We start from the raw sequence: 15,056 nt of genomic DNA, 5'->3' as shown, positions 1-15,056 counted from the left end.
GAATATAGAACATCCCGAAACTGCTGCCCGCTGTCGCCTCGCGCGGTCTCGCCGCGGTGGCGCGCCCCTCACGGCCTTGGCCGTCCTAGGAGGCTGGGTCGAAAGGGAGCGGCTCGGGAGCCTCGGCCGCGACCCGGGTGGCCGGCAGCGACATGCTGAACGCGACGACCCCCAGCGCTCGCCCGGGTCACGTTGGGCGGAGGGCGGTCAGGGCGGCTCGGGTGATCTCGGCCGCCCGGGTCATGTCGGCGGCCGTCCGGGCCTGGTCGTCGTGGCGGCGGAGGCTGTCGGCCTGGACCCGCCACAGGCCGATCAGGGCGTGGGCCGCGATCTCGGCTCCGGGGTCGCCGGGCGGGAGGCCGGTCCGGTGGCACAGGGCTTCGGCGGCGATGGTGACGAAACGGTCGTGCATCTCGCTGCGGTAGGCGCGCAGGGACGGTGTGGCGCGCAGCAGGTCGCCGAAGCGCCGGTAGCGGTCGCCGCCGCCAGCGGTGGTGGCGGTGGTGGCGGTGGCGGTGGCGGCGGTGGCGGCGGTGGCGGTGGCGGCGCGCTCGGTGGCGAGCATGGCCAGGCAGGCGTCCAGCGGATCGCCGGGGCCGGTGATCGCGGTGCGCAGTGCGGTCGCGGTGGCCTCCAGGCGGTCCATGATCAGGGATTCCTTGGTCGGGAAGTAGTTGTAGACGGTCTTCTCCGACACTCCGCATGCCTCGGCCACGTCGGTGATCCGGAAGCCGTCGAAGCCCCGCTCCAGGAAGAGCGCCGCCGCCGTGTCGGACAGCGTGCGCCGCATGTGCTGTTTCTTCTGTTCGCGGAGCCCAGCCATGCCCCGAATTCTACACTCACTTGATTTTTACAGTGACGGTAAATATCGTTCGGCGGTATGAGCGAATACCGCATCGTGCAGGACTATCCGCACCCGATCGAGCAGGTCTGGGCCGTCCTCACCGAGCCGGAGCTGATGGGCCGCTGGACCACCACCGGCAAGGGCGGGCGGCCCGAGGGGTTCGTGCTCGCACCGGGCACCCGGTTCCGGTTCGTGGCCGAGAAGACGCCGGTGTGGCGGGGCATCGTCGACTGCGAGATCCTCGAGGTGCAGGCGCCCCGGCTGCTGCGTTACACCTGGGTCGGGGACGAGGGCGACGCGCCGACCTTCGTCACCTACACGCTGGAGCCGACTCCGGCCGGCACCCGTTTCACCTGGGCGCACACCGGGTTTACGGGGGTAGGCGGCTTCTTCATGTCGCGGTTGCTGGGCAGAGTGCGGCGCAGGATGCTGGCTGTCGGTGTTCCCGCTACGCTCGCATACGCCCGGAGCCCGCGGGGCGGCCTCGGGTGAGGCCCTCGTCGCGGTGACGGGGCAGAGCTCTGCTCCGACCGTACAAAATGGTCGTGGTTTTCAAGTTTGTCGCGGCCGGGTACTGCGCCGCGCATGGCATCCCGCATCCCCTCCGTGCGCATCGCGCGGTCCGTCACATGAGCCGGTCGAGCGATCGGCGCCGGCGGCATCCAGGCGGTCTCGGCATCGTCCGGTTCCGGGCCGATCCGTCGCTGCCGCGGGAGCAGGCAGCGGCCAGGATCTCCGCCTACGTGTACGGCAACATCATCACGTTCGCCACCATCGTGCCGTTCACCGCCGACACCGTCCGGCACGGCCACGCCGCGCTGGTGGTGCTGGGGGTGGCGGCGTCGACGTACATCGCGCACGTCTTCGCCGAGTTGGTCGGCCACCGCGCGCACGACCGTCCCCCGGCCCCGGGCGGGTTCGTGCGCGGCTTGCGGGACGCGCTGCCGATCTTCTCGTCGGCGCTGGTCCCGGCCCTGTTCCTGCTGGCCGGCAGCAGAGGCTCGATCGAGGCGGGAGCTGCGGTGACCGCGTCGGAGATCTACCTGCTGATCCGGATGAGCCTGGTCGGCCTGATCATCGAGCGGCTGCGCCCGTCCGACCGGGCCCGCGGCTGGCCAGTGCTCTCCGGTGTCCTGCTCGCGGCAGCGGCCGCAGCCGTCTCCCTGATCAAGGCAGCCCTCGGCCACTGATCACCGACGGGACGCCGGCGCCGCGTTCCGAACCCGGCCGGGGTTGCGCACCCGCTCCTGAAGCCGTGATTCTCGGAGGGCGGTCACGAACTGTTCGACGTGATCTATGCGTTGGATCCGTTTGGAGATCGTTCTCCGGGTTCGCGGTAGACAGTGATCACTCGCTGGCGTGAAAGATGAGGATCGGTCACGTCAGTGGATCTAGACGAGTAAGTCCTAACCGGGGTCAGTGGTCGTAGGCGATCAGTGACCTGGTCAGGGGCTGACCGGTGGTGCGGTTGTGCCAGATCGCGGCGGTCATGGCGAGGATGCGCTGGGCGATGCGGACGGTGACGCCTTCGATGCTGCGGCCGCCGTGTAGTTCGAGGTCGAGTTGGCCTTTCAACGTGTCGTTGACCGACTCGAAGGGCGGCTTACGGCGTACAGGAAGAAGAGGGGTTGAAGTCCGTGCTCAAGCTGATCAGCCCGACGACGGAACTACGTGCGGCATGGTTGGCGTCGCGCGACGAGTGGGGCATCGGCGTCCACCAGCCCGGCAGCGGTCTGCGCCCTGGCGACGACCTCGATTCGCCGTCCGGTTTCGCCGAGTGGGTGGCGCGGCTGCACCGCGAGAGCGACGAGAGCCGGCCGCCGGCCACCGGCTTGGTGCATGCCGCGTACTGGTGGATCGTCAGTCCCGAGGACTTCGTGCTCGGGACCATCTCGTTGCGATACGCGCTGACCGACTTCCTGCTCCAGGCGGCGGGCCACATCGGCTACAGCGTTCGGCCCTCTGCGCGGGGTCACGGCGTGGCGAGCTGGGCGCTCGCCGAGGTTTTGGACGCGGCTCGGCGACAACGTCTCGGCTCCGTGCTCATCACCTGCGACGAGGACAACGCCGCATCGGCACGGGTGATCGAGAAGAACGGCGGAGTGCTCGAGGACGTGCGCGACACACCTGTCGGGCGCAAGCGACGCTACTGGATCGGGCTCTGACGCCGATGGTCAGCCGGACCGCTGTTCGCCGAGGCCGCGGCGGTGGAGTTCGGCGCGGATGTCTGCCGGTGACGCGGTCAGGCCGGCGATCGGCATGGAGAAGCGCAGTTGATCGGCCTTGTACTTGCGTAGCGGGCGGCGGCCGCCGCGGTGCAGTCGCAGCACCTGTGATTCGTCGGCGGCGGCCACGGTGACGTCGAGCATCGCGACCGGCCACACCCACCGGACGCGGGCACCGGTCACGGCCGGGTAGGGCACCACGGCCGCGTCGCGGCCCTCGGCGGCCAGGTCGATCCAGTCGTCGCCGAACCTCAGCCACGCCGGGCGTGCGCGGGCGAACAGCAGGGAGAACGTGGCGAAGCCGATCGTGTAGACAGTCACGAAAACGGCGTTGGCGACGAGGCGGCCGCCGGGTTCCCAGAGCAGCAGGGACATGGCCGTCCATGCGGCGACCGCCGCGAGGAAGCCCGTCGCGGTCGCCGCGGCCCAGTGACGCCACGGCGACCACCCGAACATCACATCACCCGTCACGGGGGCGGCACCGTTCACCATCAGCCGATCACCATGAGCCGATCATGGCAGCCGCTGCCGCCCCGGCGCCAGGCCCGTCAGGTCGTCAGGGTGGCGTAGGAGCCGCCGATCGCCATCAGGCGGTCGTGGGTGCCCACCTCCAGGATACGGCCGTCGCCCATCACGACGATCTGGTGGGCGTTGCGGATGGTGGACAGGCGGTGGGCGATGGTGACCGTGGTACGGCCGCGGGCCAGCGCGTCCAGGGCGGTCTGTACCGCTCGTTCGGTCGAGTTGTCCAGGGCGCTGGTCGCCTCATCCAATACCAGGATGGGCGGGTCGCGCAGCAGCGTACGGGCGATCGCGATCCGTTGTTTCTCGCCGCCGGAGAAGCGGTGACCGCGCGAGCCGACCATGGTGTCGTAGCCCTTCGGCAGCCCGGTGATCACGTCGTGGACCTGTGCCGTGCGGGCGGCCCACTCCACCTGTTCGTCGGTGGCGTCGGGCCGGGCGTAGCGCAGGTTCTCCCGGACCGAGGCGTGCAGCAGGTACGTCTCCTGGCCGACCATGCTGATCACGCCGACGAGTTCCTCGAGCCGCAGCGCCCGCAGGTCGAAGCCGTCGATGGTGATCCGCCCGGCGGTGGGGTCGTAGAGCCGCATGATCAGGGCGGCCACCGTGCTCTTGCCCGAGCCGGTCGCGCCGACCAGGGCCAGCGAGGAGCCGGGCGGCACGTCCAGGTGGATGTCGCTGATCGCGGGTTTCTCGTTGTCCGGGTAGGTGAAGCTGACGTCCTCGAACCGCAGGTGGCCGCGGACCGGCCGGGGCAGGCTGATCGGCAGGATCGGGTCGTCGATCTCGATCGGCAGGTCCAGGTATTCGAAGACGCGGGCGAACAGCGCGGTCGACGCGGTCCAGGTGACTCCGACGTCGAGCAGGCTGGTCATCGGCTGGAACAGCCGGCCCTGAAGGGCGGTGAACGCCACCACGGTGCCGATGGTCAGGTCGGCGGCGCCCGGCACGACACCCGCGCTGATGTAGATGAGCGCGGGAATGGTGGCGAACATGATGTTCATCGTGGCGCCGCGCCAGCGTCCGGCGAGTTGGGCGCGCAACTGCAGTTCGACGAGGCGGGCCGACGAGCCGGAGAAGCGTTCGATCAGGGCCGGGCCGGTTCCCATGATCTTGCTGAGTTGTACGCCGCTGATCGACAGGCTCTCCTCGACGATGACGTTGAGGTCGGCGAGTTCGCGCTGGCGTTTGCCGGTGATCTCTTTGCGCAGGCGGGCCATCCGGCGGGCCAGCAGCAGCGCGGGCGGGAGAACCAGCATCGACACCAGGAACAGTTGCCAGTTCAGGGCGAGCATGGCGATCGCGGTGGCGACGGCCGTGGTCAGGTTCGACGCGATCGAGGTGGCGGTGGAGGTGACCACGGCCTGCATGCCGCCGATGTCGTTGGTGATCCGGGACTGGATCTCACCGGCCCGGGTGCGGGTGAAGAACGCCACCGACTGGCGGTGCAGGTGGCTGAAGACGTCCACCCGCAGGGTGTGCATGACGCGCTGGCCGATGCCGGTGGCGATCCAGGTCTGGGTGATGCCGAAGACCGCGGTGAGGACGGCGACCATGATCAGGCCGACGGCCAGCCAGATCAGCAGCTGGACGTTCCCGGTGGGCAGCGCTTTGTCGATGATCTCCCGTACCAGGAACGGGGTGGCCATGTTGACCAGTGACGACGCGACGATGATGGCCATCACCGCGCTCAGCCGGGGCCAGTGCGGCTTGAACAGCCGGGCGATACGACGCGGAGAGACGTCGGTGGTGTCAGACAACGCTCACCGCGTGCTGGGTACGGGCCCACTTGCGCAGGACGTTGTAGTGCGGGCGGTGGTGCCAGTAGCAGTCGTACAGGAACCGGTCGTTGTCGGTGGTGGAGCGGTAGGCGCGGTCGGAGCGGGTGAAGCAGGTGCTGCCGGCGGCGTCCTGGTGCCACGGTGAGGTGCGGCTCCAGACCTGCTGGTCGCCGGGCTGCCAGGACAGCGACGATTCCAGGAACGGGATGCCGGCGCCCGCGCAGTAGCGTTCGATAGTGCCGCGGGCGTCGGTGAGCAGGTCCTCGGCCTCCACCACGTACGGCCGGACGCCGGTCAGCTCGCGGACCCGCCGGGCCAGCGCCACCTGGTGGCCGTAGCCGATCTCGGCGCAGACCATCTCCGGGTTCATCGCGTAGTGCGACGGGATGACCCGCCGGGGGTCGCGGATGATGAAGGTGTGCCGTCCCACCGACGGGATGTGGTCCCCGCCGTTGGTGAGGTAGTCGTACTCGGTGGTCTCCTTGACGAACACCGGGTGGTCACGGGCGCGTTCCTCCAGGTGCCGGGACAGTTCGTCGTGGCTGGAGACCTTGTGGTCGCCGACCGTGGTCCAGCCCTGCACGACGATGCTGGAGAACGGTTCGTGGAAGACCTCGTGGTCGCCGCGTTCCAGCATCATCCGCAGGAACGCCGTCGACATCGACCGCGGGGTGCCCCAGAGGAACAGCAGGTTCGCGTCCATCACGCGTCCCCCGCCGGGGACATCCGGGCGATCAGGCTCGCCGGGCGGATGTCCCACCAGGACTTCTCGACGTAGGCCAGGCAGTCGTCGCGACTGTCCGGGCCGTGGACGGTGCGCCAGCCGGCCGGCACGTCGATCACCTCCGGCCAGAGCGAGTGCTGTCCCTCGTCGTTGACGAGCACGAAGAAATCGATGTCGGTACGTTCGAACGGGTTGGTCATGCCGTCGGCCCTTCGGTAGGAGTGAGGCGCAGGTGCTCGGCCACCCGCGCGCCGATGATCTGCAGCACCTCGGCCCGGGCGAGCTGCCGGTGTTTGTAGTCCAGGGCCATCACGTCGACCGATCCGGAGACGTACGGGCGCCACAGCGGTGCGAAGTGGTGTTCCTCGGGCCGGGCCGCGACCGCCTCGACGAACAGGATGTCGCCCTCGAAGACCGAGAACCGGTGACTGTCCGCGATCTTGATCAGGTTCTCGTAGAAGTCGACGGTGGCCCGCCCCTTCTGCCGCATCAGGAACGAGTACGGCCCCTGCCTCTCCCGCAGGTGCTCGTAGAGGATGTCGCCGGTCAGGTGCGGGCGCTCGGCGGCGGGCAGGTTGAGGTCGAAGTGGTGGGCGAGGGCGTTCAGCCGCTCGACCAGGGTCACCGGGCGGTACGGCGTCGGGCGGGCGTCGAGCATCGCGACCAGGGCCACCTCATGGCCGGCGCGCTGCAGCTGCACCCCCATCTCGTGGGCGATCTCCCCGCCGGTGCTCAGGCCGAGCAGGTGGTACGGCCCCTCCGGCTGGACCAGGCGGATCTGCTGCACGTAGTCGGCGGCCATCGCGGCCATGGTCGCCGGCAACTGCTCGCCCGGGTCCAGTCCACGGGCCTGGACCCCGTACACGCCGAAGGTCTTCGGAATGGCGTTGACCAGCGGATAGTAGAGCCAGCTGAGCCCGCCCAGCGGATGGATGCAGAACAGCGAGACAGGGCTCGACCCGGTGCGCAGCGGCACCACCACGTCGAGGGTCGCCTCCTCGGGCTCGTCGGCGAGCCACGTCGCCAGGTCCTTCGCGGTCGGCACCGCGGAGACCACCAGCGGGTTGACGGCGACTCCGAACTCCGCCTCGATGGCCCGGGTGAGCGCCTCGACGGTCTCCCGGCCGCCGCCGAGGTCGAAGAGGTTGTCCTCGGCGGCCACCGTGTCGACGCCCAGGGCTTGGGCGACCAGGGCACGCATCCGGTCCTCGGCCGACTTCTGCTCCGGCGGCGCGTCCGGCAGCCGGGGCAGGTCGCCGGCCCGTTCGGCCAGGTCGGCGAGGGTCAGGCTCTCGAAGACGTACCGGAAGGGCAGTTCCACCCGCATCAGCGTCCGGATCCGATTGACCATCTGCATCGCCAGCAGCGAGTGGCCGCCGAGCGCGAAGAAGTTGTCGTCGCGGCCCACCCGGTCGACACCGAGCAGGTCCCGCCACACCTCGGCCAGGAACTCCTCGACCGGGCCGGCCGGCGGCACGTGGGCCCGTTCGCGGTCGGCCCTGCCCGGATCCGGCAGCCGGCGGCGGTCCACCTTGCCGTTGACGGTGACCGGGAAGGCGTCCATGGCCACGAATGTCGACGGCACCAGGTGTGCGGGCACGACCGCGGGCATCTGCCGGCGCAGCCGGACCGGGTCGGGGTCGAAACCGGTGACGTACGCGACCAGGCGCTTGTCCACACCGTCGCCGTGCACCATCGCGACCGCCTGCTCGACACCGTGCAGTCCGAGCAGCGCGGCCTCCACCTCGCCGAGTTCGACCCGTACGCCGCGGATCTTGACCTGTTCGTCGTCGCGGCCGAGGAACTCGATCGCCCCGTCGGACCGGCGGCGGGCCCGGTCACCGGTGCGGTACATCCGCTCGCCGGGCACGAACGGGTCGGCGACGAACCGGTGCGCGGTCAGGGCCGGCCGGTTCAGGTAGCCGCGGGCCAGCGGGCGCCCGGCGATGTAGATCTCGCCGGGCATGCCGAGCGGCACATGGTCCAGGTCCGGGCCGAGCAGGTAGACCCGCGCGTTGGCGATCGGCACCCCGATCGGGGCGCTGCGGCCCTCGTCGTCGTCACCGCACAGCCAGCTGGTCACCCCGATGGCGGCCTCGGTCGGCCCGTACAAATTGTGGATCCGGGTTTCGGGCAGCGCCTCGGCGAAGCGGCGGCGCAGGCTGTGGGTCAGGGTCTCGCCGCCGGCGATGATGTGGCGCAGGCTGGTGCAGCCGGCGGCGCCGGGTTCGCGCAGGAACATCTCCAGCATGGACGGGACGAAGTCGACGAAGGTCACCTGTTCGCGCTGGATCAGGTCGACCAGGTAGCCGGGGTCGCGGTGGCCGTCGGGGCGGGCCATCACCAGGGTCGCCCCGTTGGTCAGCGCCCAGAGCAGCTCCCAGACCGAGGTGTCGAAGGTGATCGGTGACTTCTGCAGCACCCGGCCCTCGGCGCCGAGGGCGAACCGGTCGTCCATCCAGGCGATCCGGTTGCTGACCGCCGCGTGGACGTTCACCACGCCCTTCGGGGTGCCCGTCGAGCCGGAGGTGTGGATCGCGTACATCGCGTCCTCGGCGTCCACCGCCACATCGGGGTCGTGAACCGGCTCGTTCGCGGCATCGCCGACGTCGAGCAGCAGGTGGTCGTGACCGGACAGCCGGTCCCGGGTGGCGGCGTGGGTCACGACGGCCCGGACGCCGATGTCAGCGATCATCGAGGCCAGGCGGGCGGGCGGCAGGTCCGGGTCGAGCGGGACGAACGCTCCCCCCGACTTGCCGATCGCGAGGACCGCCACGACCAGGTCGAAGCTCCGCTCCACGCTCACGCCGACCAGGACGTCACGGCCCACGCCGAGCCCGATCAGGCGATGCGCCAGCCGGTTCGCACGGCGGTTCAGTTCCCGGTACGACAGGTCGGCGCCCTCGAAACGTACCGCTGTCGCGTACGGCTGCCGGCGGGCCTGGTCCCGGATCAGCTGGTGTGGCCAGAGCCGGGCGCCCCGGTCGCGGACCTCGCCGGTGCTCATCATTTCGACCGCGAGCCGTTCCGGCCCGCTCATCAACGGCAGGACACTGATCGGTACGCCGGGCCGGGCCACCGCCTCGGTCAGCAGCCGGCCGAGCATGGCGACCATCCGCTGGGCGGTGTCGTGGTCGAACAGGTCACCGGCGTACATCACCTCGCCGCCGATGCCGCCGGGTCTGCCGTCCTGGTCGAGGAACTCCACGAACTGGACGCTGAGGTCGAACTTCGCCGAGCCGGATCCCACGCCGATCCGCTCCGAGCGCACCCCGTCCAGGCCGAACTTCGCGGTCCGGCCGACCTGGGAGGCGACCATGACCTGGAACAGCGGGTGCCGGCCGGGCACCCGGGACGGGTTCAGCTCCTCCACCACACTCTCGAACGGCACGTCCTGGTTGCCGAAGGCCAGCAGATCCTGCTCCCGGACCCGGCCGATGAGCTGGTCGAACGACGGATCGCCGGTGAGGTCGGCGCGCAGCACCACGGTGTTGACGAAGAAGCCGACGAGATCTTCCAGGGCCTCGTCGACCCGGCCGGACACCGGCCAGCCGAGCGGGATGTCGGTGCCGGCGCCGAGGCGGTGCAGCAGCGCGGCCACCGCCGACTGCAGCACCATGAAGACGGTGGCGCCGTGCCGGCGGGCCGCGTCGGCCACCCGCTGGTGGGTCTCGGCGGGCAGCGACACCGGCACCGACCGGCCGCGGTAGGTGGGTTCGGCGGGGCGGCCACGGTCGGCGGGTAGCGCGATCTCGTCGGGGGCGCCGGCGAGCAGGTCGCGCCAGTACGCGATCTGCGGGCGGGCGAGCCGGATCAGGTCGCGTTGCCAGATCGCGAAGTCGGCGTACTGCACCGGCAGTTCGGTCCACCCCGGTGACCGGCCGGCACGGCGCCGCTCGTACGCCTCGGACAGGTCACGCATCAGCGGTTTCATCGATCCGCCGTCGGCGGTGATGTGGTGCAGGACCAGGACCAGGACGAACTCGTCCGGGCCGATCTCCAGCAGCCGCGCCCGCAGCGGGATCTGCGTGGTCAGGTCGAAGCCCGCACGCACCACCCGCTGGACGGTGTCCTGCCACCCGCCGGCGGTGACGGGCTCGCGGACCAGCAGGTCACCGAGTTCGGCCATCGGCACCACCTGCTGGTACGGCTGCCCGTCCAGCACCGGGAAACGGGTCCGCAACGGCTCGTGCCGGCGGACCACGTCGGTGACCGCGGCCCGCAGCGCGCGCTCGTCGAGGCCGTCGTCGAGCCGGACCACCACCGGGATGTGGTAGGCCCCGTCGCTGCCGCGCAGCTGGGCGGTCAGCCACATCCGCTGCTGCGGGTAGGACAGCGGCACCCGCTCGGAACGCACCTGGCGCCGCAGCACCGGCCGGACGCCGGTCTTCAGCACCGACACCCGCCGGGCGAGGTCGGCCAGCGTCGAGGTCTCGAACAGGTCGCGGACCGGCAGTTCGACGTTCATCGTGGTCCGGACCCGGTTCACCAGCTGGGTCGCCAGCAGCGAGTGGCCGCCGAGACGGTAGAACTCGTCGGTGCGGCCGACCCGCTCCACCCCGAGGACCTCCTCCCACAGACGCGCCAGGGTCTGCTCCACCGCGCCGACCGGGGCGACGTGGTCACGGCGGCCGGTCGCGGCGGCGGGATCCGGCAGCGCCTTGCGGTCGACCTTGCCGTTCACCGTCACCGGCAGCACGTCGAGCAGCACCAGGACCGAGGGCACCAGATGCTCCGGCACCAGGCCGGCCAGGTCCCGGCGCAGCGCGGCCTCGTCCGGGCCTCCGGCGTCGGTCACCACGTAGCCGACCAGGCGGCGATCCGCGCCGTCGCCGTGCGGAACGACCACGGCCTGGCCCACTCCGGGCAGGCTCATCAGCGCCGACTCGATCTCGCCCGGTTCCACCCGGACGCCCCGGATCTTGACCTGGTCGTCGGCGCGGCCGCGGTACTCCAGTTGGCCGTCGGGGCGGCGCAGCACCACGTCACCGGTGCGGTACATCCGCTCGCCGGGTGCGCCGAACGGGTCGGCGACGAAGCGGTGGGCGGTCAGCCCGGTCCGGCCGGCGTACCCGCGGGCCACCCCGGTGCCGGCCAGGTACAGCTCGCCGGGGACGTCGGCCGGTTGCTCGCGCAGGTCGTCGTCCAGCACGTAGGCGCGCACGTTGGGCAGCGGCCGCCCGATGGGCGGGACACCGTCGCCGGTCAGCGGGTCGCTCACGGTCGCCGCGACGGTGGCCTCGGTCGGGCCGTACGCGTTGAACATGCGCCGCTCGCGGGACCAGCGGGCCGCCACCGACGGCGGGCAGGCCTCCCCCGCCACGATCAGCGTCACCTGCTCCGGCAGTCCCCCGGCGTCCTCCACGGCCGGCAGCAGCGACGGCGGCAACGTCACGTGGGTGACCCCGCGGCTGCGGACCACATCGACCAACTCCGGGCCGGGGACCAGCCGGGACCGGTCGGTCACCACCAGGGCGGCGCCGGACAGCAGGGTCGTCCACACCTCGGACACCGACGCGTCGAAACTGACCGACGCGAACTGCAGCCGCCGGGAGCCCGGCCCGAGCCGGAAGATCTCGGTCTGGGACCGGACCAGGTTCCGGGCGCTGGCGTGGGTGACCACGACGCCCTTCGGCACGCCTGTCGAGCCCGAGGTGTAGATGAGGTAGGCGGCGTGGTCCGGCAGCAGCGGCTCGTGGCGGTCGGTGTCGCGCACGGCGCCGCCGTCCAGCCCGGCCAGTTCGCCGGTGGTCTTCGGGTCGTCCAGGACCACCTCGGTGATCGCCGGCGAGCCCGGCAGGCGGGTGCCGGCGGTGGTGACCACGCAGCGTGCCCGGGCGTCGGCCATCATGAACTCGGCGCGCACCGCCGGGTAGGCCACGTCCACCGGCAGGTAGGCACCGCCGGCCTTCGACACGGCGACGGCGGCGACCACGAACTCGGCCGAGCGGGGCATCCGCAGCGCCACCACCACCTCGGGGCCGACGCCCTGGTCGATCAGCAGGCGGGCGAGGCGGTTGGAACGTTCGTCCAGGTCGGCGAAGGAGATCGGGGCGTCGTCACACACCACGGCGGTCTCGGCGGGCCCGTGCTCCACCCGCGCGGCGAACAGCTCCGGAAGCGTCCACGGATCGCCCTGCGGTGATGCGAGCACTACGGCCTCCTCGTTGACAGTTGCGACGATCGTTAACGCCGCGCACAGTCCGCCACTGTGGAGGAAAGCCGAATAGGTGGCAAGATGGTAAATATCATGACGATTGCGCTACACAGAATGTGCTCCTGCCGCGTCGCCGTCATCGACAGCCCCGCGCGGTCCGGGCCGCAGACCCCACCACCTGCGGATCAGCCCACCCGAACCCCGGCGTGATCCACCGACACGGTACGTGCCGCTGTCACGTGGACGGTCACGCTCGGTATTCCGCATGCAGACCGGGGTGTAAGGAAACCGAGAAAGTCTCCGAATCGGATTTCCGACCGCACGGTGCCGCTGTCAACGAAAGTCACACGTGTGTCTGTCGATCGCCGGACGCGCCGGGGTGGGCGGGATCGGCATGCTCATCGGTGTGCGGCGGTGCCGGCCGGTACCGCGTACCGGAAAGGGGTTCTTCGATGGGTGACTTCGTTGCGGTTGCGGGATCACGCCGGGTTCGGGTGATGCTGCGGGTGATCGGGCTGGTGCTGACGCCGCTGCTCGCCTTCTGGGCGTGGCAGGCGGGCGACGTGTGGCTGGCCGTGCTGGGCGCCGGCGTGGTCGTCGGGACGGCGGTGCTGATCGCCGGCGACGTGCGGGCGCTGCTCCGTGAGCGACGCGACGCCTCGTGAACGGCGGCGGGACCGGGCGGGCTCCTCGGATCTCGCCGAGGAGCCCCGACGGGTTCGCCCGCGCTCAGAGGACGATGTCGGCCAGGCGCGTCACCTCGTCCAGGTCGTCGGTCGACGGGATCAGGATCAGTTCGTCGGCGCCCAGGTCGTCGAACTGTTTGATCGCGTCGCGCAGGCCGGCCGCATCGGTGTGCACGCCCGCGACGGCGAGGTCCCGGTAGTCGCCGGTGGCGGCGTAGTAGTCGCCGACGTTGGCCAGGCCGCGGTCCGGGTCGCCGAGGGCGAAGTAGTTCAGGGCGACCAGCCGGGGCTTGCCGGTGCGCCCGGCGGCCTGCCACGCGGCGCGGGCGCCGTCGAAGGCCTCGCCCGCCATGGACGCCGGCATCGTCCCGGCGATGAAGCCGTCCGACGACTCGGCCATCCGCCGGTACGCGGCCGGGCTCATCGCGCCGAACAGCATCGGCACCTGCCGGGTGCCGGCCGGAACGACGGGCATCTCGCCGCCCGCGACCGGTTCACCGGCCCACACCGCCCGGTAGGTGGCGAGGTCCTGGTCCATCCGGGCGCCCCGGCCGCGTGGCCCGTGGCCGGGGACCACGAAGTCGTCCTCGCGGACGCCGACACCGAGGCCGAGGGTGAGACGGCCGCCGGAGACCCCGTCGATCGAGGCGGCCTCCTTGGCCAGCAGCACACCCGGCCAGGTGGTCGCCAGCAGCACGTGGCTGATCAGCTTGATGGTGCTGGTGGCCCCGGCCGCGGCGGCCAGGGCGACGGTGTCCATCACGCTTGGATAGGCGAACCGGCCGGTGCTGCCGAGGGTGGCGAAGCCCGTTTCCTCGGCCCGGCGTGCCCAGCGGGGAATGATCGAGGCGGTCACGTCACGTACCTGGTTGGGTAGTCCGATTCCGATGTCCATAGAGGACCGCTTCCCGGTCGCCGATCTCCATAAACCGACCCCCTATGAAGAACTAGCCATAGCTATGTAGAGTTCGGGCATGGCCCTTCGGATGACGACACCGCGGCTCCTCGCGCTCCAGGCGTTCCTCGACGACCCCGGGCGGGAGTGGTACGGCCTCGAACTCGCCCAGCACGCGGGGCTCGAACCCGGCACCATCTATCCGATCCTGGTGGCGTTCGAGAGCGCCGGATGGCTCTCCAGCCGCGACGACGACATCGACCCGCACGTCGAGGGACGGCCCCGGCGCCGCTACTACCTGCTCACCGCGGAAGGCCTCGCGGCCTCCCGGCAATGGACCGAGGCCGTACGCCGACGCCGCGCCCCGCGTGTGGCTCGCCCCGCGGAAGGGATCGCGTGATGACCGAGGCCCACGCCGCACTCCCCCGCGCCGACCGGCTCTGGATCCGCGCGCTCGGCGCCCTGCTCCCGGCCGCCTTCCGGGAACGCCAGCGCGGTGAATGGGCCGCCGACCTGCTGACGATGGCGCACGACCCGGCCGCCCGGCGCAGCTATCTGCTCGGGGCGATCCGCACTCTGCCGATGCTGCGCGCCGCGGCACGCGGGCACGAGAGCGTCCTGAACGCCGCCGCCTCGGGGACCACGGCCGCGATCACCGCCTCCCGACTGCTCGCCACGATGATGGCCTGGAGTGTGAGCGGCTGGCTGACCGCCGCCCTGGTCCCGTACCTGATCGTCAGCAACAACCCGGACGCCGACCTGTGGGGATGGGCGCAGGGCATCCCGGACCCGGTGGCGCTACCGCCGGCCGCGGTGCTGTTCTGGGGCGCCCTGTCCGGCGCCCTCCCCTACGTGCTCTCCGCCGCCACCGGTCTCGTCGCCTTCGTGCTGGCCTGCACCGAACGGCGCCGGGGTGTCGGGCACCGGCTCGGCCTCATCGGCCTCGGCACCGCCATGATCGTGCTGGCGTGGGCGCAGGTGCTCCCACTCTACCTGACAGTGCTCAGCCGGGACGGGTTCGGCCAGGCGATGCTGGCCCTGGCCACCCTCCCGCTGCTGACCCGCCGGGCCAGCCTGTCCCGCCGGCGCCGGCTCGCCCTCGGCATCCTGGCCGCCCTGACCGCCGTCGTGGCCGTCGTCTACCAGACACCCTTCGGCTACGACATGGGCATCTGGCTACGCGACTGAACGACCCGCCGTCCCGCCCTGCCGTCCCGCCCCG

Annotated in this window: 13 protein-coding genes and 1 pseudogene; 6 read left to right on the top strand and 8 right to left on the bottom strand. The window is 71.1% G+C overall.

The window, feature by feature from the left end:
* Positions 1–187 precede the first annotated feature (187 nt).
* The gene (locus tag Aco03nite_RS54395; protein WP_203806829.1) at positions 188–823 is read right to left on the bottom strand and encodes a TetR/AcrR family transcriptional regulator; all 636 of its coding nucleotides are present in this window, start codon (positions 821–823) and stop codon (positions 188–190) included.
* 57 nt (positions 824–880) lie between these two features.
* Between Aco03nite_RS54395 and Aco03nite_RS42290 the strand changes: the two genes are divergently transcribed.
* Both Aco03nite_RS42290 and Aco03nite_RS42285 read left to right on the top strand, forming a co-directional pair.
* Positions 881–1,336, top strand: coding sequence for an SRPBCC family protein (locus Aco03nite_RS42290; protein WP_203806827.1), 456 nt, complete (start codon positions 881–883; stop codon positions 1,334–1,336).
* Between the two features lie 137 nt (positions 1,337–1,473).
* A complete protein-coding gene (locus Aco03nite_RS42285) occupies positions 1,474–2,034 on the top strand; it encodes a hypothetical protein (RefSeq protein WP_203806825.1) in 561 nt (186 codons plus the stop codon).
* A 226-nt stretch (positions 2,035–2,260) separates the two neighbouring features.
* Here the strand turns inward: Aco03nite_RS42285 and Aco03nite_RS42280 are convergent.
* Positions 2,261–2,437 (bottom strand): annotated as a pseudogene (locus tag Aco03nite_RS42280) (IS982 family transposase); the annotation flags it as partial.
* A gap of 44 nt (positions 2,438–2,481) precedes the next feature.
* Here Aco03nite_RS42280 and Aco03nite_RS42275 point away from each other — a divergent pair.
* Positions 2,482–3,009, top strand: a complete 528-nt coding sequence (locus Aco03nite_RS42275) for a GNAT family N-acetyltransferase (RefSeq protein WP_203806967.1) — start codon at positions 2,482–2,484, stop codon at positions 3,007–3,009.
* Positions 3,010–3,018: 9 nt separating this feature from the next.
* On the opposite strand, the gene Aco03nite_RS42270 is transcribed toward Aco03nite_RS42275, so the two are convergent.
* The 5 genes from Aco03nite_RS42270 to Aco03nite_RS42250 all read right to left on the bottom strand — a co-directional run bounded on the left by Aco03nite_RS42270 (position 3,019) and on the right by Aco03nite_RS42250 (position 12,250).
* Positions 3,019–3,540, bottom strand: coding sequence for a hypothetical protein (locus Aco03nite_RS42270; protein ID WP_203806824.1), 522 nt, complete (start codon positions 3,538–3,540; stop codon positions 3,019–3,021).
* A gap of 77 nt (positions 3,541–3,617) precedes the next feature.
* Positions 3,618–5,273 carry an ABC transporter ATP-binding protein gene (locus tag Aco03nite_RS42265; RefSeq protein WP_203806965.1) on the bottom strand — a complete coding sequence of 552 codons (1,656 nt, stop codon included), beginning with the start codon at positions 5,271–5,273 and terminating at the stop codon, positions 3,618–3,620.
* Between the two features lie 70 nt (positions 5,274–5,343).
* Positions 5,344–6,075 (bottom strand): sulfotransferase-like domain-containing protein, encoded by a 732-nt coding sequence (locus tag Aco03nite_RS42260; RefSeq protein ID WP_203806822.1) that lies wholly within the window; start codon positions 6,073–6,075, stop codon positions 5,344–5,346.
* Complete coding sequence (locus Aco03nite_RS42255) at positions 6,075–6,296, bottom strand: MbtH family protein (RefSeq protein ID WP_203806820.1); 222 nt, start codon at positions 6,294–6,296, stop codon at positions 6,075–6,077. Before Aco03nite_RS42255 ends, Aco03nite_RS42260 begins: the two co-directional genes overlap by 1 nt.
* The gene (locus Aco03nite_RS42250) at positions 6,293–12,250 is read right to left on the bottom strand and encodes a non-ribosomal peptide synthetase (protein WP_203806818.1); all 5,958 of its coding nucleotides are present in this window, start codon (positions 12,248–12,250) and stop codon (positions 6,293–6,295) included. Before Aco03nite_RS42250 ends, Aco03nite_RS42255 begins: the two co-directional genes overlap by 4 nt.
* 455 nt (positions 12,251–12,705) lie before the next feature.
* Between Aco03nite_RS42250 and Aco03nite_RS42245 the strand changes: the two genes are divergently transcribed.
* Positions 12,706–12,918, top strand: coding sequence for a hypothetical protein (locus Aco03nite_RS42245; RefSeq protein ID WP_203806816.1), 213 nt, complete (start codon positions 12,706–12,708; stop codon positions 12,916–12,918).
* A 64-nt stretch (positions 12,919–12,982) separates the two neighbouring features.
* On the opposite strand, the gene Aco03nite_RS42240 is transcribed toward Aco03nite_RS42245, so the two are convergent.
* Positions 12,983–13,834: an LLM class flavin-dependent oxidoreductase gene (locus Aco03nite_RS42240; protein WP_203806814.1), complete on the bottom strand. Its 852-nt coding sequence runs from the start codon at positions 13,832–13,834 to the stop codon at positions 12,983–12,985.
* A 79-nt stretch (positions 13,835–13,913) separates the two neighbouring features.
* On the opposite strand from Aco03nite_RS42240, the gene Aco03nite_RS42235 reads away from it, so the two are divergent.
* A complete protein-coding gene (locus tag Aco03nite_RS42235; protein ID WP_239145893.1) occupies positions 13,914–14,234 on the top strand; it encodes a PadR family transcriptional regulator in 321 nt (106 codons plus the stop codon).
* Positions 14,234–15,022, top strand: coding sequence for a hypothetical protein (locus Aco03nite_RS42230; RefSeq protein ID WP_203806812.1), 789 nt, complete (start codon positions 14,234–14,236; stop codon positions 15,020–15,022). The genes Aco03nite_RS42235 and Aco03nite_RS42230 overlap by 1 nt, the downstream gene beginning before the upstream one ends.
* Positions 15,023–15,056: the final 34 nt, after the last annotated feature.

The sequence above is a fragment of the Actinoplanes couchii genome (assembly GCF_016862075.1).
Lineage (GTDB): Bacteria > Actinomycetota > Actinomycetes > Mycobacteriales > Micromonosporaceae > Actinoplanes > Actinoplanes couchii.
Note: the sequence above shows the minus strand (reverse complement) of the source record. Positions and strands in the feature narration are given on the sequence as shown.

Bases quoted from the DNA above. Each gene is read 5' to 3' on its own strand.
- Aco03nite_RS42260 (WP_203806822.1), bottom strand. From the start codon at position 6,075: ATGGACGCGAACCTGCTGTTCCTCTGGGGCACCCCGCGGTCGATGTCG.
- Aco03nite_RS42245 (WP_203806816.1), top strand. From the start codon at position 12,706: ATGGGTGACTTCGTTGCGGTTGCGGGATCACGCCGGGTTCGGGTGATG.
- Aco03nite_RS42255 (WP_203806820.1), bottom strand. From the start codon at position 6,296: ATGACCAACCCGTTCGAACGTACCGACATCGATTTCTTCGTGCTCGTC.
- Aco03nite_RS54395 (WP_203806829.1), bottom strand. From the start codon at position 823: ATGGCTGGGCTCCGCGAACAGAAGAAACAGCACATGCGGCGCACGCTG.
- Aco03nite_RS42230 (WP_203806812.1), top strand. From the start codon at position 14,234: ATGACCGAGGCCCACGCCGCACTCCCCCGCGCCGACCGGCTCTGGATC.
- Aco03nite_RS42290 (WP_203806827.1), top strand. From the start codon at position 881: ATGAGCGAATACCGCATCGTGCAGGACTATCCGCACCCGATCGAGCAG.
- Aco03nite_RS42235 (WP_239145893.1), top strand. From the start codon at position 13,914: ATGGCCCTTCGGATGACGACACCGCGGCTCCTCGCGCTCCAGGCGTTC.
- Aco03nite_RS42240 (WP_203806814.1), bottom strand. From the start codon at position 13,834: ATGGACATCGGAATCGGACTACCCAACCAGGTACGTGACGTGACCGCC.
- Aco03nite_RS42285 (WP_203806825.1), top strand. From the start codon at position 1,474: ATGAGCCGGTCGAGCGATCGGCGCCGGCGGCATCCAGGCGGTCTCGGC.
- Aco03nite_RS42265 (WP_203806965.1), bottom strand. From the start codon at position 5,273: ATGGCCATCATCGTCGCGTCGTCACTGGTCAACATGGCCACCCCGTTC.